This window comes from Peptoniphilus lacydonensis, from assembly GCF_900106515.1.
GTDB classification, from domain to species: Bacteria; Bacillota; Clostridia; order Tissierellales; family Peptoniphilaceae; genus Peptoniphilus_A; species Peptoniphilus_A lacydonensis.
Genome location: NZ_FNWF01000003.1, coordinates 1,139,930 through 1,164,580, shown reverse-complemented (window position 1 = coordinate 1,164,580; position 24,651 = coordinate 1,139,930). Strand labels below are relative to the sequence as shown.

The window sequence follows — 24,651 nt, the reverse complement described above, 5'->3', positions numbered from 1 at the left end:
CGTTCATTTACCCTAAAACTAATACAAGGAAAACATACTTAATGTTTCCCTTGTAAAATACTTATATTTTGTTTTTATCTAATGAAGTCTTGGAAAAAGTTCGCTAATCACTTCAAAGGCTCCATTTGAGTTTGTTTTATTTTCTCCTTTATTGATTGAGTCAGTATATATTGTTCCAACAGCCCCATATAAAATAAAAGCTGCAAAACTTTTTACATTTTCTCTATCTATTCCCATATTGTTTTCTATTTTTTTATCTTCGATTCCTTCAATAATAAATTCAGAATAGACATCTATAAATTTTCCAATATAGTGAGTTAACTCCCAAAGCCTATACGAATTATCTGTTATTGAATTATTGAGAGAAAAATTATATTTTTTCGTAAATTGACCTATATCTTTTACTATAAGTTCTCTTAAGATTTTTATTCTTTCTTCGTAATCTATTTCCTTGTTTTGAAGTATATCTAACTTATTTTTTAATTTATCATCAAAATATGTTTCCATGCATGCCAAGAATATATCTTCTTTTGATTTAAAATAGTAATAAAACATTCCCGGAGCGCCATTAACTTCTGCGAGAATATCTCGAACAGAAACTTTCTCATACCCATACTTTTCAAAAAGTCTGGATGCTATATTTATAAGTTCTTGTTTTCTTTCTTCTGGATCTTTTACATTTCTTGTCATTCTTTTTCATACCATTTCTCATTTTGGGACAAGGCTTCGTCTACGAGATCTCTTATAGTTTTTACATAAACCGTCCTTTCCAAAATAAATTTATCTTTTAAATCTATATTCAGTTCATCTTCAAGAGAAAGAAATATTTCAGCTAATTCAAAACTATTAGCTCCCAAATCTTCCACTAATCTTGAATTATCCTTTATTCTATCTTTATCTACATTTAATATAGTAGAAATTTGTTTTAATATGATTTCATCAACTTTACTCATTTTACCTCCAATTAATACGATTTTATTAATTTAAATATCTCATTGTTTAAAACAATTTCATCCTTAATTGTATTCCTTTTTATTTTTTCAGTAGACGTTCTAAATAGTGGAATTTTTGAAAAATATATTTTTTTTATTCTTGTATATATTTCCAAAGAATTATTAATTCTACTAATATTTTCTAAAATTTCGCTAACATCATTATCTTTTGACATATAAATAACCAATATCGGTTCGTCATTTATCCCAATAATAGTATATTCTATTCCTAAATCTCTTAGAAAGTTGAATTTCAACTCTAATTCATCTATATAAATATTTTCTCCTGATGTATTCACTATAATATCTTTGACTCTTCCTATTATATATAAATCATCACTTTCAATTTTAACAATATCTCCAGTATGAAAATATTCATGACTATCTCTAACAATTTCAATTCCATTAACTAATTGTGAATAATAAACAATTTTGCCTCGTATAAGGAGTTCACCAGTACCACTACTTTTTAATATTCCACTTTCTTTCTTTACTTTAACCTCATAAAATCTTGAGCCTACTTTACCTGCAATTCCCTTATTTCTATTCTCAGTACTTCTACTTATATTTGAAGTCAAAGATCCTATTTCTGTCATCCCATAGGCTGATGTTGTGAATATCCCAGCCTTGTTTAAAATCTCTACTGTTCTAGATGTAGGTTTAGCCGCTCCCATCATCGCTAATCTTAAAGAGTCCCCAAAAGCTTTTTTAATAGTTTCTGGATTGCTATTTCCATATTTCCCCGCAATATACTTAACCATAGAATCCCAAATCATTGGAACAGCATAAACATTCTGAACTTTTCTAGAATTAATTAAATCCAGCAATATTTTAATTCCAATTTCATCTGTTTTAACAATCGTTCCGCCAATATAAGGATACATAAAATTCAATAAAACAGAAGCTATATGGTGGAATTTAAAAGTTAGCATTGTTTTTTTTATTTCATTATTTTCTGCATTATATTTCAGATCCTTCGCTTTCCCATATCTATCTAAAACGCTATTAATATGAGCGTATATCTGAGTTCCTGTATGAACAAAAATTTTAGGATTTCCGCTTGTACCTGAAGTGCAAAGAGCAATCTTATTTGAAAATGTAAAATTATTGTCTGAAAGATATTTTGAAGGATTGTGTTTTCTTAATACTTCTATATTTATAGACTTTACGTTCTGTATAGATAAGTTATAAGAAGTTATTATTGCTTTTGCTGAGCTTTGCTTTATTATATATTTAGGATTTTTAACTTCTTTATCTAATAATAAAACGTTCATATTATTATGAATCAATGCCCATAAAACAGCCATATCCCAAGGATTATTAGTTGCTTGCAATATAACCCAACTTTCATCTGGAATCCCTACAAGATATTTTTTCAATATCAATGCTATACCATATATCTTATCTTTCAATTGTTTATAAGTTATTTTTTCTATTATCTTCCCACTATAATATTCATAAACTACCTTTTTAGGATCGTTTTGAAATGTTTTTATGAAAACATCTTTTAAGGTTGCGTTATTCATAAAAATTTTCCTTCAGTCCTAATATTAAATTTGACATCGACTCAACAGTTTCAAAGTCTGCTAGAGTAACTTTTTCTATATCAATTTTTATACAAAATTCATTCTCAAAATATTCCATTAATCTTATTATATCAAATGAATCAATATAACCAGTAGTTATTAATTGTTCAGAATTCGTTAAATTATTTATATCAATCCCATCAATTGTATTAGTTAATATCTTTTTAACTCTATCATTAATATTCATAGTAATCACCTCATCATTTCAAATTAAATGCATATATCAGCTTTTGTTATATTCAATTTTTCTAAAATATTTTCAATGTCTCTGTTTGTTATAGGCGTACTTAAAATTTTTTTCGCATTTTCTATAGACATTTCATTTTCTCTAACTAAAGTAGCCATTTCAGTCTCATGTTGAGAATAACCAAATTGTTTTCTGGCTAAATATTGAGATAGATAATTAAATTCACAATTTGTAGAATTTCGTGGCCAACTATGTTTTGGAACTTTGAAATTTATACTTTTCTTTAAAAATTCTATTATTTCATCTTCATTATAATCCATATATTTAAATGGTGATATCTGCTCTATATCTCTAAAATTTTTAGCAAAATAAGCTAATGGATTTTTTATCATATTTGATAATTGTTCATACTGTTCAAAATCGCTCAATACTTTCAAGGTATTTTCATCTGATATATCATATATCCAAAACAATTCTTTCTTATTTATATAAGTCTGTCCTTTCGTATACCCTCCTAATAACAATGTTATTTCATTATCTTTACAGAAACTTTTGACATATAAATCTATTAATAAATGACAAACTCTACAATAATATATCGGTTTTTTTGATTTAAGTAATATTGTAAATATTTCTTTTATCATATCTGTTTTATAAGTTACTATGTCTATCCCTAATATTTTGGATGCATTATCTATATTTTCTCTCATCTCATCTAATGCAAAACCATTATCTATAAAAAATCCTATCGGATTTAATCCTAATTTATTTTTTGCCACATATAACGTCATTAAACTATCTTTTCCACCAGACACAGCTACTACACAATTATATTTGCTATTCTTACATTTCTTCACATGTTTATCTATTTTTTTATACAGAATATCTTTCTTTTTATTAGAAGGCAATGAATCAAAACCTGTAGAACCTTTGTCTAAAGTCATATTTTTATATTCATTACAGATGTTACAAATACCACTACCGTCAATCGTTATGACATCTTTGCACTCTGTTAATCCACAGCATTTGCAAGTTTTTAAATTTTTCATCGAACACCACCTTAAAATTGTACAGTTATTACACATGTACTAAATCCAACAGCTGCACCAATGAATACAACTTTGCTTCCTTCTTTTATTTTTTCTTTTTTTATCGCATCATACACAACTAAAGGTAAATTGCTGCAGGCTACATTTCCCCATTTTTCAACAACCGAGCTCATTTTACTTTCATCAATACCAGTTTCTTCTTGTATTTTTTTATTAAGCCACTTTGCTGCTTGCGTTGAGGCAAAAAAATCGACATCATCTATTGTCCAGTTAACTTTTTTTAATTCATCCTCAATTAAATCATTTCTTATATTTAATTGTTTTTCAATTAGCTTTTTTGTAGTCCCTGGAATATACATCTTCTTAACATCTCTAGGAAATCTCACTCCTCCTCCCCACATAACGTTATTATTCCATAATTCAGGATAAGATTTAAATTTGGAGCTTAAAATCCCTTTATTGCTTCTACCTTCTCCTAATACAAAAGCTCCTCCTCCATCTCCCAAAGACAGTGTAACTGGACTTCCAACCATTAACTCATCTTTATCTAAATAATCAAATTTTACCCATTTACTTAAAGCTTCTCCAGAAACAATAAGTACATTTTTAGCTTTTTTTGTTTTAATAAGACTATCCGCTATATCCATTCCTTGCAAAAAAGCATTACATCCATTTTTCACATCAAAAACGTAAGCATTCTTTAATTTTAATTTATCTGCGATAACATTCGCGGTTGCAGGCTCTGCAAAATCTTGAGTAACAGAGCAAAAAATCAGTGTATCTATGTCATCAACTGATAATCTTGAATTTTTAACTGCATTTTTTGCAGCCATATATCCTATATCAGAACAATATTCATTATCTCCCGCATAACACCTAGTCTCTACACCAGTTATCATCTTAACCAATCCATTTCTCAAGCCATGCTTACTATATCCAGCCATTTCTTCAGCTTCATAACTGTTTATTACTTTTTTAGGGAGGTAAATACCTATACCTTTAATTTCTGTGTTCATAAGTTCTCCTAGAATAGTTCGACATATTTATTAATTTCTTCAATCGTATTTTCGTCCCAAAGTTCAATATCTACTCCTTTTTGGGACAATAAGGCAAATGTTAACCTATCTATGCCAAATGCAAAACAGGCACTCTGCGCTAATGTACTTTTATCTCCATAACAAATATTATATTTTGAAGAAAAATGAGTCCTGTGATAATTCTTAGAACTGCAAGATATATACTTGTTTTCATTAGGTATTAAACATTTAAATTCAATTTTTGATTTCCCTAAAACCTGAAATAACTTTAATCTTTTATAGTTATTGGCAAAAAATGAATCTGTGGCTGTTTCTATTTTTGAATTTAGTGAAAAAGTATCTGACCAAAATTCCCAAAGTCCCATTGCTCTATCAAGTTTATCTTCAATAAATCTTTCATCACCAACAAAAACATACTCTTTCATTGTAAACTCGTTTAATCTAGACAATGTTTTTATATTCTCTGCTTCATTTCTAAAACAAGTTCCGATAACAATATAAATATCTTTTTCATTTTTATCTATAACTTTATTCTCTAAATATTTATATATAGGGGCACATGAAGCTGTTCTTAAAACATTTGATGGTTTTTTTATCTTAACATTTGCTTCTTTAAAATTTTGCGCTTCAGAAAACTTATTTATGTTATCCAAATTATTTAGACAAGTTGTTTCAAACATTATATGATGAGGAAAACTATCAAAATAACCTCCTTTTTGATAGCCATCAAGACTATATAGAGATGGAACTCTATGATATTTTATTGTACAATCATTAAATATTTGTTTTGCATATTCATCAATTTTATAAAGAAAATAATTAAATATTTTCAACGTTAACCCATTATAAGCAAAAGCGCCACTCGCAGTATCATATATTTCCAATTTTTCTTTTAATTCTGCAAAAACATCTTTCTTATTATAAACTTTTTTATTCGTCCAATCTTTAATAATGACACTATTTATTTTGTCGTTCTCAAAAAAATTATTAGTTAGCATTTCTTCTAGTTCTTGAATGCTATTTTCTACTTCAGATCTCAAATCTTCATCACATCGTACTTTAATAATTTTATTATCTCTGTCATAAATAATTTCTTTTATATATTCTGATACATATGGTAGCATTTCATTAATAACTTCTAAATTTTCTTCTTTAACTTTTAATGTTATGTAACTATCCATAATATAATCCTCCTTTAAGGTAAAACTTTAAATTTAGACCGACATTCGTTCTTTTAGCTTTTAAAAAAATTTTTTTATCATTAATCTTTCCTTTTTCCCTTTCCTAAACAATGAATCTATTTCGCATATCTCCATATATTCAAACTTCTCGTAAAACTTTATAGCTGATTTATTATCTGTATTTACCAAAAGAAAAAGCTTCTTAAGTAAAAAATCACTATCAGTACTAACAATGTTATCGTGTAAATATTTCATCATTTTTGAACCTACTCCATTAAATCTCCATCCTTCTTTTACTGCAATTATATGAAGATATGGGTAAGATCCAAACATTCCTTTTTTCATGACCCATAAAACACCAATTATAATATTATTATCTTTACATATCCATACCTCTTTTCTCCTAATTCCTTCTTTCAACTTATTATTTAATATTGCTTGACTTGGATAGTAATCTTGCCCTATACTACAGTCCATAATAATATCAGCTATATTACATACATCGTTTACACCTGCTAACTCCATCTTTAATATTCTCCTCATTCTGTAAGTAAATCATAAAATTCAATTATATTAATTTCATCTTCGATTCTTTCGTACGAACAACACGTCACATAATATCCACTAATTACATCGTATTGTTTAAAATAAATATTTTCCTCATTACTTTTTATACTAGATGCCAAAGCTGAATTATTACTAAGAATATCAAATTCTAGACCTTTCAATTTTATAAATGCCTCTCTTAAAGTCCATACGGAGGATAAATTTTCGTTGCATAAATATTTTATTTCTGAAAGTTTTTCATAAAATTCAACCAACAAATTTTCTATATACCTACAATTATTTAAATTATTTATATTCTCAATATCAACTCCGACTGCTGTTTGCGATACAGCACAAATAACCCAAGCATTCGAATGCGAAATATTAAATTTCAAATTATTTAATGAAAACTCTGGCTTCCCATATTCTCCATATTGTATTTCATATTTGAAATTCATATTTAATATTCTATCAATGATATAAAATAGTAAATTTCTTCCTACTAAAAATTGTAACTTTCTAGTTTCATTTTTAATTTTTTTATATCTATTTCTCTCTAACTCGTCTAACTTTTTAATAAGTAATTTTTCATATTTGTATGGATTATCTATAATCTTCACAGCAAATATCTTAACCATATCAAATCCTCCAGTAAATTCAAACTGAAAGTAAAAAGATAATTATTTCCTTATATTGATATTGTAAATCAATATCAATAGAAATTCAAGTGATTTGATCTCAAGTGAACGAATAATATAATATAGATTAATATATGCTTAACACTTAGCTTATATAGCAAGCACAGTAAGTGCATATGCACTTACGAAAAAATAGATTAAACCAACTATAAAGCTACTGTTTGTTTTAATCTACTTTGCTTGTTGGGGAATATCCCCAAACCCCTAATTTTTTTAACTTGCATTAGCTATCCTTATAAAAAATATTTACATTCTCTCATATACGAAATTTGATTATTCTTTTTAAAGGTGATAAAATATAAGACAATTAGAAGCAAAACTCAGGAGTTTTCTTAAAGAATATATAATAAATTAAACCTGTAAAACAAGTTGCTATACTTGCTTTTACAGGTTTTTCTTTTTTTACTTAACTATATAAAGGAGGTAACCTATGGCAAATAGAACTAGAAATAACGGGATATATCTAATGCTATCTGATGAAGAATTAGAATTATTGAACAAAAAATATAAAGCATCTAAATGCAAATCTCTTAGACAATTTATTATAAAATGTATTTTAGAAAAAGATATCTTTATTCTAGATATGGATGTTTTTCGTGAAATGTCAACGAATATAAGTCGTACTTCAAGTAATATAAATCAAATTGCAAAAATAGTAAACTCAACATCCCTTATATATAAAAATGATATAGATGATTTGAAAAAATCATTAGAAAAACAAGCAAAAGATATTTTATCCATGCGTAAAAAGATATACTCTCTTACTTATTCCAATAATTTTAATACGGAGAAAAAATAATGGCTGTTACTAAGATTCATCCTATTAAATCTACATTAAAAGCTGCCCTTGATTATATTATGGATAGCAATAAAACAGACAAAAAAATTCTAATTTCATCTCTAAATTGTAACCCTACAACTGCTCATTTAGAGTTTGAACAAACAAAAATAGAATGTAATTCTAAAGCTAAAGTTTTAGCTAGGCATTTAATTCAAGCTTTCGCACCTGGAGAAACTACACCTGAAGAGGCTCACAAAATTGGAATTGAATTATGTGAGAAGGTACTGCAAGGAAAATATGAATACGTAATAACTACCCATGTTGATAAGGAGCATATTCATAACCATATTCTATTTAATAATGTTTCTTTTCATACAGGTAAAGCCTATCAAAGCAATAAAAAATCTTACCATCAAATTAGAAATTATAGTGATGACTTGTGTAGAAAATATAAGTTATCTATTATAGATGAAGACTATATAAAGTTTAAAAATAAATATAAAACTAATGGGAAATCATATAAAGAATATATGGAATTTAAAAAAGGGACATCTTGGAAATATAGACTTCAAATATCTATTGATCATGCTATTCAAAAGTCTAATAGCTATGATAATTTTTTAAAAACTATGGAAGAATATGGATACGAAATCAAATTAGGCAAGTACCTATCTTTTCGTCATAAAGAGCAAGGAGAAAAAGGACGATTTATTCGTGCTAAAGAAACTACTCTTGGAAAAGATTATACCAATGAAAAGATAAAGGAAAGAATCGAAAATAATATGCATAAAAAGTTCATAAAAATTGATTTTGATTCTTCTACGAAAGCATATAAAAAAGTCGACAATATAATAGACTTAAAAAATAATAAAAAGATACAATCTTCTAAAGCTTATGAAATATGGACAAAGAAGCACAATATGAATACTATGGCTGACACTTTAAATCAACTCAGAAAGTATGGGCTGACATCTAATATAGATCTAGAAAATAAACTTCTACAAGAAGCCATTAATAGGCAAAAAACTTTAGATAAAATTAAGGATATAGAAAAAGATTTGAACGAAATCTATACTGCAATTGAAGCTTTAAACACTTTACAAATAAATAAATCTATTTATGAAATCTATAAATCAAACTCTAAAGATAAAGAATTTTATGCAGAATATAAAACTCAAATTATCACTTACGAAAAGTCAATAACTACTTTAGACAAAAACAAGTATAAAAATTTAAACATACAAGAATTATCAAATATTTACGATGAATATAAAAGTAAAAAAGATATTCTTATGAAAGACTACTCTAATAAGAACACCTTGATACATGACTTGACCCAATTAAGGAAAAATACTGATAAATATATTGATAATGAATTGAATTATTAGGGTGGAGAGTTTTCTATCTGCATCCATAAAGAATTTTCATCATTTTGCAACAACACCTTTTACTTCAAATCCTGTCTTCTAAATATGATTTTTGATAATAATAAGAAAAAAAATAATAGCATTATACCACTCACAAAAGATATAATTTCATTAAATCCATTCATATCAGCATATAGAATATCCCTTATTTGTTGAATTGGAATATAGTTTAATATAAAAATCTTATCAAATAATCCCATAGGCTTTCCATATGCTATTAATAATGCAAATGAAAAAATATATACTATAGATAATGATAATGATCTTGCGATATCTTTAAAAACAAATATAAAGAATACGCAAACTGAATACATTGCACTATTTAATATTATTGAAAAGAATGCTATTTTAACAATATGTTCAATATTCAAGTATAAATTTAAATCATATCCAAGACTTAACCCCATTCTAATACATCCAGCTATAGGATATACCAATATCATTAGGTTATAAGCAAACATATATACAATTATTTTGCTCCAGAAAATATTACTTCTGGAGTTTCCTATATAAACTTCATTATTAACCGTTCTATTTTTAAACTCTGCTCCCATAATTGATGTAATAATTATTGTAACTAAAATTACAATTACAGTTGAATCATAAACCATTGCATCAAAAATTCCGATAGCATCTTTTCTTGAATTCAAATCTAATAAATACCCAGAGGAACTAAAAATACCTAGCAATAAAATAGCCACGAAAGATATTATTAAGAATCTATTATGTTTTATCTGGTAAAAATCTTTTTTCATAATTTTTTTCATATTTACCTCCATTATCATTTTAAATCACATTTTTTAAAGTATTTTATTGTTCCTATTAAAAAAGCAAAGAAATATACGTTAGATAAAACTACTGCCTTCGTCAAAGTAGTGCTATTTTCTATCAATAATCTCCCTTGTCCCATCGGAATAATGTGAGCTAATTGAACTGCGTTATTAGAATTCAATAAAAAAATAACAATAAAATAAATTCCAACAGATGAAACTAATGTCTTCCCTATATCTTTGAATAAAAAAGCTAAAAATACAGTGATTACCAAAAAAGATGTATTTAATAATAATGTAACCAGAAATATTCTCAAAATATTTATATTATCTGCTCCATTACTATTTTTTATCGCAGTAATTATGGTGGCTATTGTTGGTTGTAACATCAAAATTAAATTGGAAAATATAATCACAACAAACGTTTCAACTATAACAATATTAGTTCTATTATGTCCACTTACAATGTATCTATTAATTTTTCTATCTAAAAAATTACCTCCTATATATAGAGATATAAAAACATTAACAACAATAAATAATAATGGCATATTATAAAAACTAACATACATCATTTCTGATGTGTTTTTTACATTCTTATCAATCAATAAAACAGATTGTAATATAATCGATGTAATTAGTAGAATTAGATACTTTTTGTCTCGTACAAATTCATATAATTCCGACTTTAGTATATTCTTCATATTACATGCTTCCTATTCTTTCAAATACATAATCTTCTAAAGATTCTCTTTCTTTTTTCATTTCCCTAATTTGAATTTTGTTGTCTGTCAATGAAGACGATAATAAATCTATATTATAATTAAAATTCTTTATGCATATAAATTCAGTATCTTTATTGATTTCTATCTTGGAAAATTCTTCCTCGATTATATTTATAGCTTTTTCATTATCACTTGTGTTAATAAAAATATATTCTTTTTTATATTTTGACAGCTCTTCTTTTGTAATTGTTTCAATTATTTTCCACTTATCTATCAAGATAAAATCGGTAAATGTATTTTTAAGTTCTTCTAATATATGACTTGAAATTAAAATTGTTTTATTTAGGTCTTTATTAAGATGGTTAATCAATTCTCTAATTTGCTTGATTCCCTCTGGATCAAGTCCATTTATAGGTTCATCCCAAATTAAAAAATCTGGATTTCCAACTAAGGAAAGTCCTGTTCCTAATCTCTGTTTCATACCCAAGGAAAAATCACGAACCTTTTTCTTACCAGTATTTTCTAGATTTACAAGTTTTAAAATCTCTTCGATTTCATTTTCATCATTTATACCTTTTTGAATTTGTTGACTTCTTAAATTTTCTTTTGATGTCATAAATGGGTAAAGCGTTGGTCCTTCCACTAAGGCCCCAATTTTTCTTCTTTCATATTGTAAATCTTTCTGTTCTGTATTACCAAATATAGATATTTCTCCACTTGACGGAAAAGCTAACCCAGTAACCATTCTAATTAATGTAGTTTTCCCAGCCCCATTTTTACCAATAAATCCATACACTTTTCCCTTTACTATTCTTAAATTAACATTATCTAATGCAGTGATGTTTTTATATTTTTTTGTTAAGTTTTTTATTTCTAGAAGAATTTCATCTTTCATATTAACCTCCAGCATTATTTTTGTTTTCTAGCAATAATTCGTGAAAAAATCATTAAAACTGCCAATATAAGATACATCCAAATTTCATTCAAGCCTTCAAATATATTATTATTTCTTAAATAAGCTAAATAAAAATTATATATAACTTGAACTATTGGTACTACGATAATATAACATAATATAACTATCGAAATAAAGTTGTATACTATATAAATGACCCTCTTTTTAAAAGTTTCTTCCTTAAATATTTTTTTTAGTCCCCCAAATGATTTTTTTCTTAAATTTGTTAATTGAAACAAAGTAGTTAGTATATAATATCCGTCTAGTGGCAAAAATGGTATAAAATTTGTTACTACTAATCCTAAATTAGTGTATGCTAACAATAAAAAAACTTTACTAACTGTGCCTGTAGTATAATTTTGGATGATTACTGAAATAAAAAATATAATTAAATTTGATAATATTCCAACACTCCAGACAATTATTCTTTTTCGCTTAGAAAGCGTATAAATCCCATTAGTTTTTATATATGCAATTGGATTTAAATATAAGTATAATACTATTTCCATTTTATTTGGACTTAATCCATATTTTTTAGAAAAAATAGCATGTGAAAATTCATGTACAAGTACACTTGCTGTTGTTAAAAACAAAGATAAAATCAAGCTCAAAACTGAAGAATCTAATGTTTTATAAATGTTAAAATACAACAATCTTGATAACATTTTTGGTATCAAGGGGAATGAAAAAAAAGCAGCAAATATCAATACTATTAAATATAATCTAGAATACTTTGAAAAAAATAAAATAAATTTGATAGCTTATCTAATGGTATAGATGCTATCTTAAGACCATATCTTTCAAATTCATTTTTATTTAAATCAACTTGTTCATTTTCAAGTAATCCTGCTTCCAATAATAAGTTATACAACTTATTAATATTTAAATCTATATTTTCTATTTTCTTAAGCTTTTCATAAATTTCTCCTATATCGTTAGTCCCATCAAAATACTTAATAGATTTCATTATAGCATTCTTTTGTTCTTCTTTAACTTCTATATATCTGTCTTTCTCAATACTACCTATACAATATATATCTTCCTTATTTTTGTTCTCAAATAAAATATAATCATTAATATCATTTACTGCTTTAGGTCTATTGTTCTTCATATATTAACTTTCCAAAACAGAGATAATAACCTCTTCTGTCAATTTTCTCATAAATTCACATTCTTCTTCTGCCGATTCAAATATATTGCCAGTTGTATACTGGTTTATTCCCATACATCCATGACATATTGTGCGATTAAAACATTCATTACACTTAGCATATTTAAACCTATCATACTTATAATATTTACTCATTGGTCCTTTTTGTATATCCCAAAATTCATCAGTTAATGAATATACATTTCCCAATTTATATTTTTCACAATCATTTAACATAAAACATGGATAAATATCTCCTTTAGCTGAAACTGAAAATACGGTCGCGCCTGCACCACATATTTTATTTGAAATTTTTTTGTTAAATAAACTATCTAATATTTGATTTACAAGCATATATTTTACTTTTTTATTTTTAAAAGAAGATGATACCGCATCAAAAAAAGTTTCTCTGTTTTTTAACCTATAAGATGCATGTTCTTTTGCACTAACAGGGACCACATGAATCGCCTTAAATTTAAATTTATCATACAAATAATCAACAGTATCCTGAACACTGATACCTTTATTTATGTGCCATTGTGTAAAAGTTACTTCTGCTGCGATCGGTTGATTTGTCTTATTTCTCAATTTTATTATATTATTTTCTATAACATCTGCCGTCTTATATCCCTGTCTATTTAGTCTTGTTTCGTTAGTTATATCCTTATTGCCATCTAAACTAACTGTTACATCAATATTATATTTATTAATCAAATCAATAAAATAATCTGTTGCGCATGTTCCATTAGTGGTAATCGTATAGTTCGGAATTTTACCTATTCTATTTGATTCGTATAAACGTTTAACATATTCACATACAAACTCAATAGCACCTAAATTTAATGTGGGCTCTCCTCCAAAAAATTGAATACACTCAATACAATCAAATCTATTATAAAATGTATCAATTGTTTGCTTGAGCGTTTTATTAGAAATAACACTGCTGGTAGAATTGTAAGTTCCTCCATTTGCATAACAATATATACAATTAAGATTACATCCATTTACTATATGTAACGCTAATTTTGATATTTGCTTAACTTTGTCTATATTTCTTGGTGCTTCGATAATTTCTTGATTTATAAACTCAAAAATTTTCTCGTATTTTTCAAAATCAATATTATATTTATCGACAATTATCTTTCTATTAATCCCTTTTTCAATATCTAAAACTATATTTTTTACAGATTTACTAATTTTAAAAAATCTACATGTATGTGGCAAAAATAATATAAATTCTCCATTTTTATTTTGTATTATGTGTGTTTTCATTTTATAATCTCACTCTAATAAAAAAATCAATAATCAATAATCAAAAATTCCCCTTTTCTAGCACCAGAAAAGAGGAATTTTTAATTCAATTATTAATGACAATAAGCGCCAAACCATCCATTCAAAAGCCCCAAAGAAAAACACGGAATAATTTAGAAATGACATAAAAGCATTATTCAAAATACAAGATATAAACTTAGCAAGAAAAATGAAAGAAGAAATATTTTTAAAATACGAGAATGAAAATAAGTATCAAAAGAGCTTAAAAGTTTTAGATGAAGGATTTGAAGACACATTTTCATATCTAGCAAATGATGTGATACATAGCAGGCTTAGAACAACAAACTGCATAGAAAGATTAAACGAAGAAGTAAGAAGACGCGAAAAAGTTATAAGGATATTTCCAAATGAAGAATCAGCTATCCGATTAATCAGCGCAATCCTCATTGATATCAATGAGGATTGGATGTCAACATCTAAACTATACATAAAAATGTAATAGAAAATATTGTACTAGATGAATTTACACAATAATATGGACTTGACTTAATTATATATGCCTTTAATTAAAATTTTTGAATGTCCTCAAATTCTATAAGTCTTATTTTATTCTCTTTAATCTCCAATATACATGGTATGGTATTAATGCTATAATAATCTAATGTCCTATTAAGATCAGCGTTATTAAAATAATCACCTATGTCTAAATCTATGACATTCTTAGATAAATCATGTTCCTCACTTTCTTTTTTTACTAGCTCTATTCCATTGCTTATATAATGTAAACAATAAGGACAATCTTTTGATGTTAATAGATATATACCATCTTTTTTGCCTATATCTTCCCATTCTATTTGATTCAGCTGCCTTTTCTTTATTTCATAATTAGATAGTTCATAAAATTGTTCGTAATTACTAATATTTAAATTAAACAATTTAAATATTGCAAAAATAAGAATCAGAAGATATATACCTTTGATTATATTTTTACTTTTCACTTTCTATACCAACTACTTAAAAAGTATATTTCCAATGAACATAGTAATTGGGAAAGATAATAGCAATAACAAATTCAAAAAAGCAAATAAAATAGATTTTCTTTTTATGGAAGATATCAAGCCAATTATCCCAAGTATAGGACATATAAAAATCGTGCTTATACCTAAAGGTTTTAATTCTGTAAATTTATCTAATAAATTCACAGGAAGAATATATGAAATAACAAACACTATTATACCGAGTACAAATGTGTATTTCCCTATATTAGTTCTTAGCATCCAACTTGCCCCACAGTATTAAAATACGTTCTAATTGCCCATGCTACTTTAGCCATTGTTCCTGACATTTCGCTTTTATGTTCATCAATATAATTTACTAAATCTTTATTACACTTACAATTCTTTCTAAGTGTTAAAGACCACTTGTAGCATTGATCGTGTCTTTTGCATCCTTCATCTAGTATATCAGTAGCTGGTTTATTGGAATCTTTCCCTCCATAACCTGGACCACAATAGTTCCCCCATATTGGTAACCCTATTGAGCGAGTTCTGTAACCTTCTGTATTAAATTCTGCATAATTTGAACTAACTGATTCTAACAATAAGCCTTGTTCTATAACTTCTGGATTTTCGTTATTATTTTGTGCATTTTGATAATCAAAATATAGTCTATCATCATCTACAATGATGTATTTCTTAACTTCATCTCCTATTTTTTCAATATCGCTATAGCTCAGATTTTCTCCATGGGATGCAACTACATTATTATTAGGTAAGATAAGTACACAAATAGCCAATACAAAAATTAATCCCAAAAATATTTTTTTTAATTTTTCTTTCATTACATATCTCCTTTATGCTATTAACACTTTTACTGCCTTATTTATAATTTAATCTTATAGTAGTTAGATGTTTATTTCAGCTAACTTTTGTGAATATTATTTCTTATTCTCTTTGCTATATAATTTTTAGACATTGAAAATATTTCATCACATATTCCTTGTATTTCATTTTCATGAGAGATTATTATTAGAATACTATTTTTACTTTTTTCTTTTATCTTAGAAATTGCTTTTTTCTTCATTTCTTGATACAATCCAGATAATACTTCGTCCAATAAAATCAAAGAATGTTGCCCAATCATCATCCTAGTCAGCTGAACTTTTTGTTGCTCCCCTTTAGACAATGTATCTTTTATATTTGGTTTATTATATTTTCCAACTTTACTTAGTTCTAAGATTTTAATTATTTTTTATAAATATAGTTCATCTACCTTTTCTTTATCTAATAATGTAATCTAAATGGTTTGCTCTCAATAAACAAGACTTCATTACTTATGTATTCATATCCAGTAATAATATATTTGATTGCTTTGTCCATAAAATTAGTTGGTATTGTAATGAAGGATAGAGCCCGTATAATTGTGTAAAAAGAAAAGGTCATTTGAAACCTTAACTAGTACAGTGTTTTTAACCACAAAAACCAAACTAGGAGTAACAAACGACCCAATTACACTTTACATTAAGCATAGAAGATATTCAAAATTTAATCAATGCTAAAGTTAAAAACGATATGGCAAAAACTATTCTAACCAAAGTATTTAACGAGCTTATGGAAAAAGAAAGAGATGAATACTTAGAAAATAAATCTTATCAAAGGGATTCTAACATAAGTACCTATCGTAATGGCTACTATGAACGTGACTATACAACTAAAATAGGAACATTAACTCTAAGAGTACCTAGAACAAGAGATGGAAAATTCTCAACAGAAGTCTTTGAAAGATACCAAAAAATGAAAAAGGAAATAGAGAAATAATAGGCTTAGACTTAAGTTCTAGTGAAAGTGAATACTCATGGTCAAAATTCTTTGAATATTTAAAATCTAGAGGACTGTCTGGACTTAAAATGGTAATATCAGATGCCCACAAGGGTATAGTAAAAGCAATAAAAGAAACATTCGTAAATGTAATATGGCAAAGATGTCAGGTACATTTCTTGAGAAATATCCTATCAAAAGCCCCGAAGAAAAATACTGAAGAATTTAGGAATGATATCAAGGCACTATTTAAAATCCGGGATGTGGTCTTAGCAAGAAAAATGAAAGAAGAAATATTCATAAAATACGAAGATGATAAAAAATATCAAAACTGTTTAAATACCCTAGACGAAGGATTTGAAGATTCCTTTGCATATTTAGCTAATGATATAATTCATAGCAGACTTAGAGCAACAAATTGCTTAGAAAGATTAAATGAAGAAGTTAGAAGACGTGAAAAAGTGATTAGGATATTTCCTAATGAAGAATCTGCTATTAGACTAATTTGTGCAATCCTCATTGATATCAATGAGGATTGGCTAACATCTATCTTCTAAATTGTATATTAGAATGAAATAATAAATATTGTGCTAGTAATTTTATATAATACTATGGATTTGACTTAATAAAAGCTACAGCAAAAAATACATTCATAACCAACCAATAAACTTTTTTATAAATTCAACTTAATATTAAATTTATCTTAATTTAATTATATTATGTGCGATTTTATCAAATGCATCACTATGCGTAATGATAATTACAGTTTTGTTTTTAAAATTATCATAAATTAAACTAACTATATCATCTTCTGTTTTTTTATCTAAATTAGCTGTAACCTCATCCAAAATAATAATTTTCCTATCTTGTACTATTGCTCTGCAAAGTGCAAGTCTTTGAGCTTCTCCCCCTGAAATATTCTTTCCATCATTTAATAAAATTTCATCTAATAATGTTTTGTCTTCAATCATACTTTCTCCTAAACCAACAGATTTTAAAGATTCTATTATAGTTGTATCTGTTATGTTCGTATTTTCATCAATATTTATATTATTTCTTAATGTATCATAAAAAATTTCTGTTTTCTGAGATACATAGGAAATATTATCTCTAAGATATTTAACATCTATTGATTTAATATTTTCATTGTTAATATAAATATTTCCTGATTCAAGTTCTAATATTCCTAATAAAATTTTCAATAGCGTCGTTTTTCCAGTCCCGCTTTTCCCCTTAATTAGATTAATTTGACCTTTTAGAACTTTAAAATTACTTTTATCAAAAATTTTATAACTATCATATGCAAATGTTATATTAGAAAAAATAATATCACCATCTAGACTATTCTCTTTATGATTATAATTATTTTCTCCATCTAAATTAATAAAATTATATATTCTTCTGATACTTTCCGATGCTTGAATTAAGGAAACTTTCATTTGAATCAGCCTAGCTATAGGATTTATATATCTATTAGAATACATTGTAAACATTAATAATTCTCCTATTGTTAAACAATTGTTTATTATCTTTATTCCACAGTATAAGTATATTACTATCATTATAAAAGATTGTAGTATACTACTTATCGAATAATTGATTCCTTCCAATTTTTCTAACTTATACTCTTCATATAATATATCATTGCTAATTTCTCCTAATTTGTTAGCTTGTTTTTTATAAAAATTAGTTAATATTAAATAATTGATTTTAGAAAGTATATCTGACATTTTTAAATTGAAGAAATCACTATTATTATTTATCGATAATACTAGCTTCCCCGTCCTTTTATCTATTAATTTAGAAAAATATATTAATATTATTTGTAATAGTGTTGTAACTATAAATAATCTAAAATCAATATAAATTAAGACAAATATAGCAAATATTGCTGTTATGACATCACTTAAAATTGAATATATATTATAAGTTAGAAAATTTGCTAAAAGTGGAATGTCATTATTTAAAAGTCTCATTATCTTTCCAATACTGATTTTATCTATATCTTTAATATATCTATTATCTAATGTGTAGAGAACTTCTTTTCTTTTTAAAATAACATAATCATTCGAAATTTTTTTATTAAATATATTTATAATATAATCTAGAATAGCACTTACAATAGATGATACTAGCAACAATGTAATATATAAATACATATTTACAATATTTTTCTGCATTATCCCTAAGTCAATTATATTTTTAACTAATATAGGAGAATATACATTTAATATTGTTACTGTTAAAGATAATGAAATCATTAATATAATTATAAATTTATTTTTTTTTAAATCTTTAATTGGTTTAAGAAATCCTCTAAATACAACTCTCATAGTTTAATCCTTGATAATTTTTTTGATTCCATATTTAGTAAGTATATAAAATAATGATATTTCAATTGCTAAAATTGGTAATCCTCGCAAAATTTTTATCTTAAAACTACCACCTTCCATTGATGTAATAAACAATATTATTTGTAAAACTAAAACAAAAATAAATGATATTATTCCCACAAACATATTTTCTTCTACAAGCGAACGATTGATTTCTTTTTTCGTAATTCCTAAGGTTTGCAATAATTCAATTTCATATTTTCTTTTAATTATATTCTCATTAATTATATTTCCAACTGTTAAGATTGTTATTAAAAGCATCGCAAAAACAGCAACTAATTGTGATTGTAGTTCTCGATGACTTTCTTCTTTTAAACCTTCAATTTCTTTATCAAATACCCTTGTTTCTCCTATTTTAGAAATATTACCAATTTTACTTAGCTCTTGTTCAATCATAAAATCATTTTTATCCTCCATTGTAATATCAAATCTATTATATCCATTAATCCCTGTTATCTTCATTAAATCTTCATTTTTGACAATTGCTGAGGTAGTAGTTTCGTAGGATAAATGTGTGGGTACCTTGTCAATGAAATCAACAATGGTAAAAGAAACGTTTCTATTGTTATTATTATCCAAAATCAATATTGATTCACCTTTCTTCAGCTTAAACTTGTCTCTGATATCTGCAGTTAAAATAATTGGATTATCAATATTACTATCTTTAAAATAAGAATCATATCCAAATATTATAGTTGAAAGTTTTAAATATTTTGTTTTATTTTTTTCTACAATATTGGTTGTGTATATTTCATCATTATTTTTTTCTATGAAATCTTTCATGGTATCATTCATCTGTAAAAACATATTATCTTCTACAATTAAATGATTTTCAATGTTTTTGATATTTTCTAAAGATTTTATTTGGTCTGCTATGTCTTTCGTAAAAAATTGAACTTCCTTATCTTCATCACCATAATTAACTTCATTTAAATCTTGAGTCTCAATTAAAATGTCTTTTGGAATATAGTAATGATACCAACTATAATCTTCTTTTTCAAAAAGATTATAGATATTAGATACATAAGATAGAAAACCAAAGCTTAGAACTGTTATTATAACTATTGCTATATTTTTTTTATAGTTTCTAATTATTCTTGATCTAGTATATTCTTTCATTCCAAATTCTTTTTTACTATTTATAAAAATATCATTTAATTTATTTATTATAACAGATTCTTTTCTAGTAGATTTTTTAATCTCAAGAATGTCAACTTTTGATATCCTTACTAAATATATGAACAATGCCGGTACTGCTAATAAAAGTTCAAATATTATAATAGAAAAAAATTGATTTAATATATGTCCCGTTTGAATAAAATCAAATCCCAAAATTTTAAATAACATTGCTATTATATAATAAATTAAGTATCCTGGAACAATAGATAACGATAAAAATAAAAAGATCAAAGAAAAGATAAATTTAACAACATATCCCTTTGTAAACCCTATTGCTAAAATACTTTTAATATCTTCTAAAATATTGTCTAAATATCCAAATAAGGTAGTATACAACACAATAAAAAATATAAATAATATTATTATATTGATGAGTGTACTATAGTCATTTAACTGTTCATTTTCACGCAATGTATTAATTAATTCATTATTTAGATACACATCTTTTGATATGTTAAATGTTTTCTTAATCTTATATATGAAATTTTGATAATCTTTATAATCTTTCAGTTCAATTAAAGTAGAATTCACTTTCAAATTATTAATGTGTGTTTTTCCATAATCGTCAGATACTAAAATAAAACTCATATTGGTATCTGCTGAGAAGTCATCTATTATTCCACTAACTTTAAATTTAGATTTTTCTTCTTTAATCGTATTAGTATTATCATTGTTAACATAATAATTAACAGTAAACGTATCACCAATACGTATATTTAATCTTTTTAGATAGCCTTTATTTATTAAGACTTCATTTCCCTTTTTCGGATACTCACCTTTCAAAAGGTTATTTAAATGTTTTTCTGCATTTGAATATCCTCTTTCTCTATATAAGATTAAGCCATCACCATCATCATTAAATTCTCCAAGAATATACTCATTGTATATTTTTTTTAGTGCCGTATCTTCTTTTAATTTATTTACCTGTTTAGTAGATAAATTTTTTAATTCAATATGATATGAGCCATTTTTTTCTTCTGATAATTCCAAGCGGTTATTTTTCAGTCCATTAAAAAATCCAGTAGAACTTAGAAATATAGCTATTGATATAGATATAATAAAAATATAAAGTAAAGTCTTCTTTTTATCTTTAAATAGATGCCCTATTAATAAATCTTTCATCCTTAATCACCATTCCATCATTCAAATAAATAACTCTATTTCCATACTCAACAAGTTTATCATTATGTGTAATTAATAATATTGTAACTCCCAATTTAATATTCATTTTTCTGAGTAATTGCATCACTTCTTTTTCTGTAGTAGAATCAAGATTTCCAGTAGGTTCATCTGCTAATATTAGTTCTGGTTTATTTATTAACGCTCTAGCGATTGCAACTCTCTGTTGTTGTCCTCCTGATAATTCATCAGGATACCTATTTAATTTATCTTCCAGTCCTAAGCTTTCAACTAAAAATTCAAAATATTTCTCATCCTTTTCTATACAGGGAAGTTTAATATTCTGTTCAACATTGAGTACAGTGATTAATTTATAATCTTGAAACACATGTCCCACTTCCTTTCTTCTCAAAAGTGCTCGTTCAACATCCGATAAATTCAGGATATTTTTTCCTTTTAGAATTACTTCTCCAGAATCAGGTTTGAGAAGACCACTAATAATATTTACAAGAGTCGATTTACCAGATCCGCTTCTACCTAGTAAACATATAAATTCTTCATCTTCAATTTCTAAATTTATTCCATTTAATGCTAAAACTTCATTTAATAATCCTTTATTGTAACTTTTCTTTATATTATTTATTTTTAGCAAATTCATTTTGCCTCCTTAACCGTTCTAATTTTTTTACTATTGATTGAAATGTCATAAAATCTTCTAGAGTAAATTCATTATAACTTAAATCCAGTTTAAACCTATTTTCAATTTCTTTAATAAATGAAAAAGCATTTTTATATATTTTCTTTTTATTAATATTAATAAAATACTTATAGTAAATTTCATTTAGTTCTTTACTTGAAAATTCTGACACTTTGCTTTTAGATTTTAGAAATATAGAATTCTTATTTTCTAAATATGCAAGTATAGCTGGAGAAGAAATGCTATTACCCCAAAAAAATTTATACTCCCCATCTGTTGTTGGATATAATCTATATGCGTCTTCAAAAACATAAGTATTTTCTCCTATACGTCTTATATTTAGTTTATTACTATACTTAAATTTTGTTTTATAAATTCCATCAATCGTTAATAAAAAATTATCCCTATCAGAATCGTTTGGAATAGGTGTCACGATTTTTATTTTCTTTTGAAGGATTTTTTCAATTACTCTAGTAAATTTTTTTTTCATATAGTAATCAGATATATCTAATCTCAAACTCAAACATATGCCATTGATATTATCAATATATAAGCATTTTTTAAGAGCGTTGTAGAAACTATTTACATCACAATAATTATTTTCATTAAAAATTTTAATGATTCCTAACTTTTCATTGTCACTAAATCTAGTATAACAACTTATACAAGAGGTTCCATGTCCTGTTAAATCTTTTACACTACTTTTATTAACATTTATAATTTTTTTCTCTTTAAACTCTTTGAATTCTGTATTTATACCACTATCAACAAATATCGAATACATATTTTATCCTATTTTCTAAATATATAAATTAATGAGGGCAAAATAAGCCTTTGCCCTCATTAATTTCAGCGACATCTTGACCAGTGCGCATCTTTATGCTCTCTAATACTACATCCATTAGTATACTTGTTTGAATTACCCGACCAAATTTCTCTTGAACAATCTGATAAACAATCTTTCCCTGGTTTACACGCTTGAGCCTCTACTAATTCAAGATTCTCTTTCTTGGAAATTACACCAAATTTCATTTTTTCTTTCATAGAACATTCCTCCTAAATATATTTATAACAAAAATATTTTTGTTATATACATAAATTATTAATAACCATCTTTCTAACTAGATTTTTTACACTTTCAAAGGCACAAATATTTTGGTTCGGTTCATAATAATTACCACTTGTACTATAATTCATTAATTTGCAACGATTAGAGTCACAATAATCTTTATTAGAACAATCTCTGCATTTTTCATTAGTTTTAAAGCTGATATCGGTTATTTCATTTATTATTTTATAATCAATTCCACGATTGATATCTCCTATCTTAAAGTTATTATTTCCTACTATGAATGTACATGGATAAATAATTCCATCCAAGCACAAGTTAAATTCACAATTACATTTATTTAGCTTGTTATTGCAATTTATTTCATCAACTATTCCAACATTTACATCAGCCATCTCATTCCAATAATTATATATTTTTATGTATTCTTTCAAAACATCCTCTATATAAACTTCACTCCAGCGATAATCAGTGAAATCAAATGATGATGAAATAGTTCTAAAGCCAATTTTGTATAAATAAGCAATATTTTCATTTAACTTATATATAGTATCCGGAGTAAAAGTCATCCTTGCTCTTATATTTCCGTCAATTCTAAGTAAGTTTTCAGATGTACGTAAAACTTTTTTAAACGTTCCATTTCCATTGCAAATTCTGTTTAAATCATGAGTTTCTTTATCACCATCTATACTAACCGTTATATCGGAACTAAAATTATCCTTATATTCTATAAAAAAATCTCTTATATTATTATTCCATATTGTTCCGTTTGTTGTAATCCCAAACATTATATTTGATTTTATTGCAACTAGTTCAGAAACAATTTGTTTTATATACGAAAATTTTAACAACGGTTCGCCGCCATGAAATATTACTTTTTCAATATCATTTATATTCTTTTTCATCCAAAGAATGATGTCATCTATCTTATCTACCTCGTTATATTTATTAAACTGTTGCTTTTCATAACAATATTTACATGTTAAATTACATTGTTTAGTTATCCATAGATTTATAATCAT

General features: G+C 25.8%; 27 protein-coding genes and 2 pseudogenes. 5 read left to right on the top strand and 24 right to left on the bottom strand.

The annotated features are described in order from the left end of the window. Positions 1-78: 78 nt before the first annotated feature. Genes BQ5450_RS07240 through BQ5450_RS07200 form a run of 9 tightly spaced genes read right to left on the bottom strand, consistent with a single transcriptional unit; the run spans position 79 to position 7,216 of the window. Positions 79-690, bottom strand: a complete 612-nt coding sequence (locus tag BQ5450_RS07240; RefSeq protein ID WP_071126447.1) for a TetR/AcrR family transcriptional regulator — start codon at positions 688-690, stop codon at positions 79-81. Next, the gene (locus BQ5450_RS07235) at positions 687-953 is read right to left on the bottom strand and encodes an acyl carrier protein (protein WP_071126446.1); all 267 of its coding nucleotides are present in this window, start codon (positions 951-953) and stop codon (positions 687-689) included. Before BQ5450_RS07235 ends, BQ5450_RS07240 begins: the two co-directional genes overlap by 4 nt. Positions 954-964: 11 nt before the next feature. Next, complete coding sequence (locus BQ5450_RS07230) at positions 965-2,518, bottom strand: AMP-binding protein (RefSeq protein WP_071126445.1); 1,554 nt, start codon at positions 2,516-2,518, stop codon at positions 965-967. Then, positions 2,511-2,765 (bottom strand): acyl carrier protein, encoded by a 255-nt coding sequence (locus BQ5450_RS07225; protein ID WP_071126444.1) that lies wholly within the window; start codon positions 2,763-2,765, stop codon positions 2,511-2,513. The genes BQ5450_RS07230 and BQ5450_RS07225 overlap by 8 nt, the downstream gene beginning before the upstream one ends. Positions 2,766-2,788: 23 nt before the next feature. Continuing rightward, a complete protein-coding gene (locus BQ5450_RS07220; protein ID WP_071126443.1) occupies positions 2,789-3,814 on the bottom strand; it encodes an adenine nucleotide alpha hydrolase family protein in 1,026 nt (341 codons plus the stop codon). A gap of 11 nt (positions 3,815-3,825) precedes the next feature. Further along, positions 3,826-4,830: a 3-oxoacyl-ACP synthase III family protein gene (locus BQ5450_RS07215; RefSeq protein ID WP_071126442.1), complete on the bottom strand. Its 1,005-nt coding sequence runs from the start codon at positions 4,828-4,830 to the stop codon at positions 3,826-3,828. 8 nt (positions 4,831-4,838) lie between these two features. After that, positions 4,839-6,032, bottom strand: coding sequence for an aminoacyl--tRNA ligase-related protein (locus tag BQ5450_RS07210; protein WP_071126441.1), 1,194 nt, complete (start codon positions 6,030-6,032; stop codon positions 4,839-4,841). Between the two features lie 60 nt (positions 6,033-6,092). Then, the gene (locus tag BQ5450_RS07205) at positions 6,093-6,557 is read right to left on the bottom strand and encodes a GNAT family N-acetyltransferase (RefSeq protein WP_071126440.1); all 465 of its coding nucleotides are present in this window, start codon (positions 6,555-6,557) and stop codon (positions 6,093-6,095) included. A gap of 14 nt (positions 6,558-6,571) precedes the next feature. After that, positions 6,572-7,216, bottom strand: a complete 645-nt coding sequence (locus BQ5450_RS07200) for a 4'-phosphopantetheinyl transferase family protein (RefSeq protein WP_071126439.1) — start codon at positions 7,214-7,216, stop codon at positions 6,572-6,574. A 490-nt stretch (positions 7,217-7,706) separates the two neighbouring features. Here BQ5450_RS07200 and BQ5450_RS07195 point away from each other — a divergent pair, with 490 nt between their 5' ends. Then, positions 7,707-8,075 (top strand): plasmid mobilization protein, encoded by a 369-nt coding sequence (locus tag BQ5450_RS07195; protein ID WP_071126438.1) that lies wholly within the window; start codon positions 7,707-7,709, stop codon positions 8,073-8,075. After that, a complete protein-coding gene (locus BQ5450_RS07190) occupies positions 8,075-9,445 on the top strand; it encodes a relaxase/mobilization nuclease domain-containing protein (protein WP_071126437.1) in 1,371 nt (456 codons plus the stop codon). The genes BQ5450_RS07195 and BQ5450_RS07190 overlap by 1 nt, the downstream gene beginning before the upstream one ends. 59 nt (positions 9,446-9,504) lie before the next feature. On the opposite strand, the gene BQ5450_RS07185 is transcribed toward BQ5450_RS07190, so the two are convergent. From BQ5450_RS07185 to BQ5450_RS07160, 6 genes are read right to left on the bottom strand one after another with little or no spacing between them, the layout of a single operon-like run. Next, positions 9,505-10,251 carry an ABC transporter permease gene (locus tag BQ5450_RS07185; protein WP_071126436.1) on the bottom strand — a complete coding sequence of 249 codons (747 nt, stop codon included), beginning with the start codon at positions 10,249-10,251 and terminating at the stop codon, positions 9,505-9,507. A 14-nt stretch (positions 10,252-10,265) separates the two neighbouring features. Further along, positions 10,266-10,958 carry an ABC transporter permease gene (locus BQ5450_RS07180; protein WP_071126435.1) on the bottom strand — a complete coding sequence of 231 codons (693 nt, stop codon included), beginning with the start codon at positions 10,956-10,958 and terminating at the stop codon, positions 10,266-10,268. A gap of 1 nt (position 10,959) precedes the next feature. After that, positions 10,960-11,874: an ABC transporter ATP-binding protein gene (locus tag BQ5450_RS07175; protein ID WP_071126434.1), complete on the bottom strand. Its 915-nt coding sequence runs from the start codon at positions 11,872-11,874 to the stop codon at positions 10,960-10,962. Between the two features lie 14 nt (positions 11,875-11,888). Beyond that, positions 11,889-12,599: a metalloprotease gene (locus BQ5450_RS07170; protein WP_071126433.1), complete on the bottom strand. Its 711-nt coding sequence runs from the start codon at positions 12,597-12,599 to the stop codon at positions 11,889-11,891. A 47-nt stretch (positions 12,600-12,646) separates the two neighbouring features. Then, positions 12,647-13,045: a hypothetical protein gene (locus tag BQ5450_RS07165; RefSeq protein ID WP_071126432.1), complete on the bottom strand. Its 399-nt coding sequence runs from the start codon at positions 13,043-13,045 to the stop codon at positions 12,647-12,649. Between the two features lie 3 nt (positions 13,046-13,048). Next, positions 13,049-14,356: a radical SAM/SPASM domain-containing protein gene (locus tag BQ5450_RS07160; RefSeq protein ID WP_071126431.1), complete on the bottom strand. Its 1,308-nt coding sequence runs from the start codon at positions 14,354-14,356 to the stop codon at positions 13,049-13,051. Between the two features lie 109 nt (positions 14,357-14,465). Here BQ5450_RS07160 and BQ5450_RS07155 point away from each other — a divergent pair. Further along, positions 14,466-14,855 (top strand): annotated as a pseudogene (locus BQ5450_RS07155) (transposase); the annotation flags it as partial. 67 nt (positions 14,856-14,922) lie between these two features. Here BQ5450_RS07155 and BQ5450_RS07150 read toward each other — a convergent pair. Continuing rightward, positions 14,923-15,354, bottom strand: coding sequence for a hypothetical protein (locus BQ5450_RS07150; protein WP_071126429.1), 432 nt, complete (start codon positions 15,352-15,354; stop codon positions 14,923-14,925). A 34-nt stretch (positions 15,355-15,388) separates the two neighbouring features. Between BQ5450_RS07150 and BQ5450_RS09475 the strand changes: the two genes are divergently transcribed. Continuing rightward, on the top strand, positions 15,389-15,655 hold the full coding sequence (locus tag BQ5450_RS09475) for a hypothetical protein (RefSeq protein ID WP_199820675.1): 267 nt from the start codon (positions 15,389-15,391) through the stop codon (positions 15,653-15,655). Here BQ5450_RS09475 and BQ5450_RS07140 read toward each other — a convergent pair. After that, a complete protein-coding gene (locus tag BQ5450_RS07140; RefSeq protein ID WP_071126427.1) occupies positions 15,627-16,196 on the bottom strand; it encodes a phospholipase A2 family protein in 570 nt (189 codons plus the stop codon). The two genes, BQ5450_RS09475 and BQ5450_RS07140, sit on opposite strands and share 29 nt — an antisense overlap. An 80-nt stretch (positions 16,197-16,276) precedes the next feature. Beyond that, complete coding sequence (locus BQ5450_RS09330; RefSeq protein WP_234347004.1) at positions 16,277-16,540, bottom strand: ATP-binding cassette domain-containing protein; 264 nt, start codon at positions 16,538-16,540, stop codon at positions 16,277-16,279. Positions 16,541-16,881: 341 nt separating this feature from the next. On the opposite strand from BQ5450_RS09330, the pseudogene BQ5450_RS07130 reads away from it, so the two are divergent. Further along, positions 16,882-17,751, top strand: a pseudogene (locus tag BQ5450_RS07130) (IS256 family transposase). A 119-nt stretch (positions 17,752-17,870) separates the two neighbouring features. Here BQ5450_RS07130 and BQ5450_RS07125 read toward each other — a convergent pair. The 6 genes from BQ5450_RS07125 to BQ5450_RS07100 all read right to left on the bottom strand — a co-directional run bounded on the left by BQ5450_RS07125 (position 17,871) and on the right by BQ5450_RS07100 (position 24,651). Beyond that, positions 17,871-19,505 carry an ABC transporter ATP-binding protein gene (locus BQ5450_RS07125; RefSeq protein WP_071126425.1) on the bottom strand — a complete coding sequence of 545 codons (1,635 nt, stop codon included), beginning with the start codon at positions 19,503-19,505 and terminating at the stop codon, positions 17,871-17,873. Between the two features lie 3 nt (positions 19,506-19,508). Next, positions 19,509-21,866, bottom strand: coding sequence for an FtsX-like permease family protein (locus tag BQ5450_RS07120; protein WP_071126424.1), 2,358 nt, complete (start codon positions 21,864-21,866; stop codon positions 19,509-19,511). Then, complete coding sequence (locus tag BQ5450_RS07115) at positions 21,835-22,521, bottom strand: ABC transporter ATP-binding protein (RefSeq protein ID WP_071126423.1); 687 nt, start codon at positions 22,519-22,521, stop codon at positions 21,835-21,837. The genes BQ5450_RS07120 and BQ5450_RS07115 overlap by 32 nt, the downstream gene beginning before the upstream one ends. Beyond that, positions 22,499-23,344 carry a S8/S53 family peptidase gene (locus BQ5450_RS07110; RefSeq protein ID WP_071126422.1) on the bottom strand — a complete coding sequence of 282 codons (846 nt, stop codon included), beginning with the start codon at positions 23,342-23,344 and terminating at the stop codon, positions 22,499-22,501. Before BQ5450_RS07110 ends, BQ5450_RS07115 begins: the two co-directional genes overlap by 23 nt. A gap of 65 nt (positions 23,345-23,409) precedes the next feature. Beyond that, positions 23,410-23,604 (bottom strand): hypothetical protein, encoded by a 195-nt coding sequence (locus BQ5450_RS07105; protein WP_071126421.1) that lies wholly within the window; start codon positions 23,602-23,604, stop codon positions 23,410-23,412. 42 nt (positions 23,605-23,646) lie between these two features. Continuing rightward, a complete protein-coding gene (locus BQ5450_RS07100) occupies positions 23,647-24,651 on the bottom strand; it encodes a radical SAM protein (protein ID WP_071126420.1) in 1,005 nt (334 codons plus the stop codon).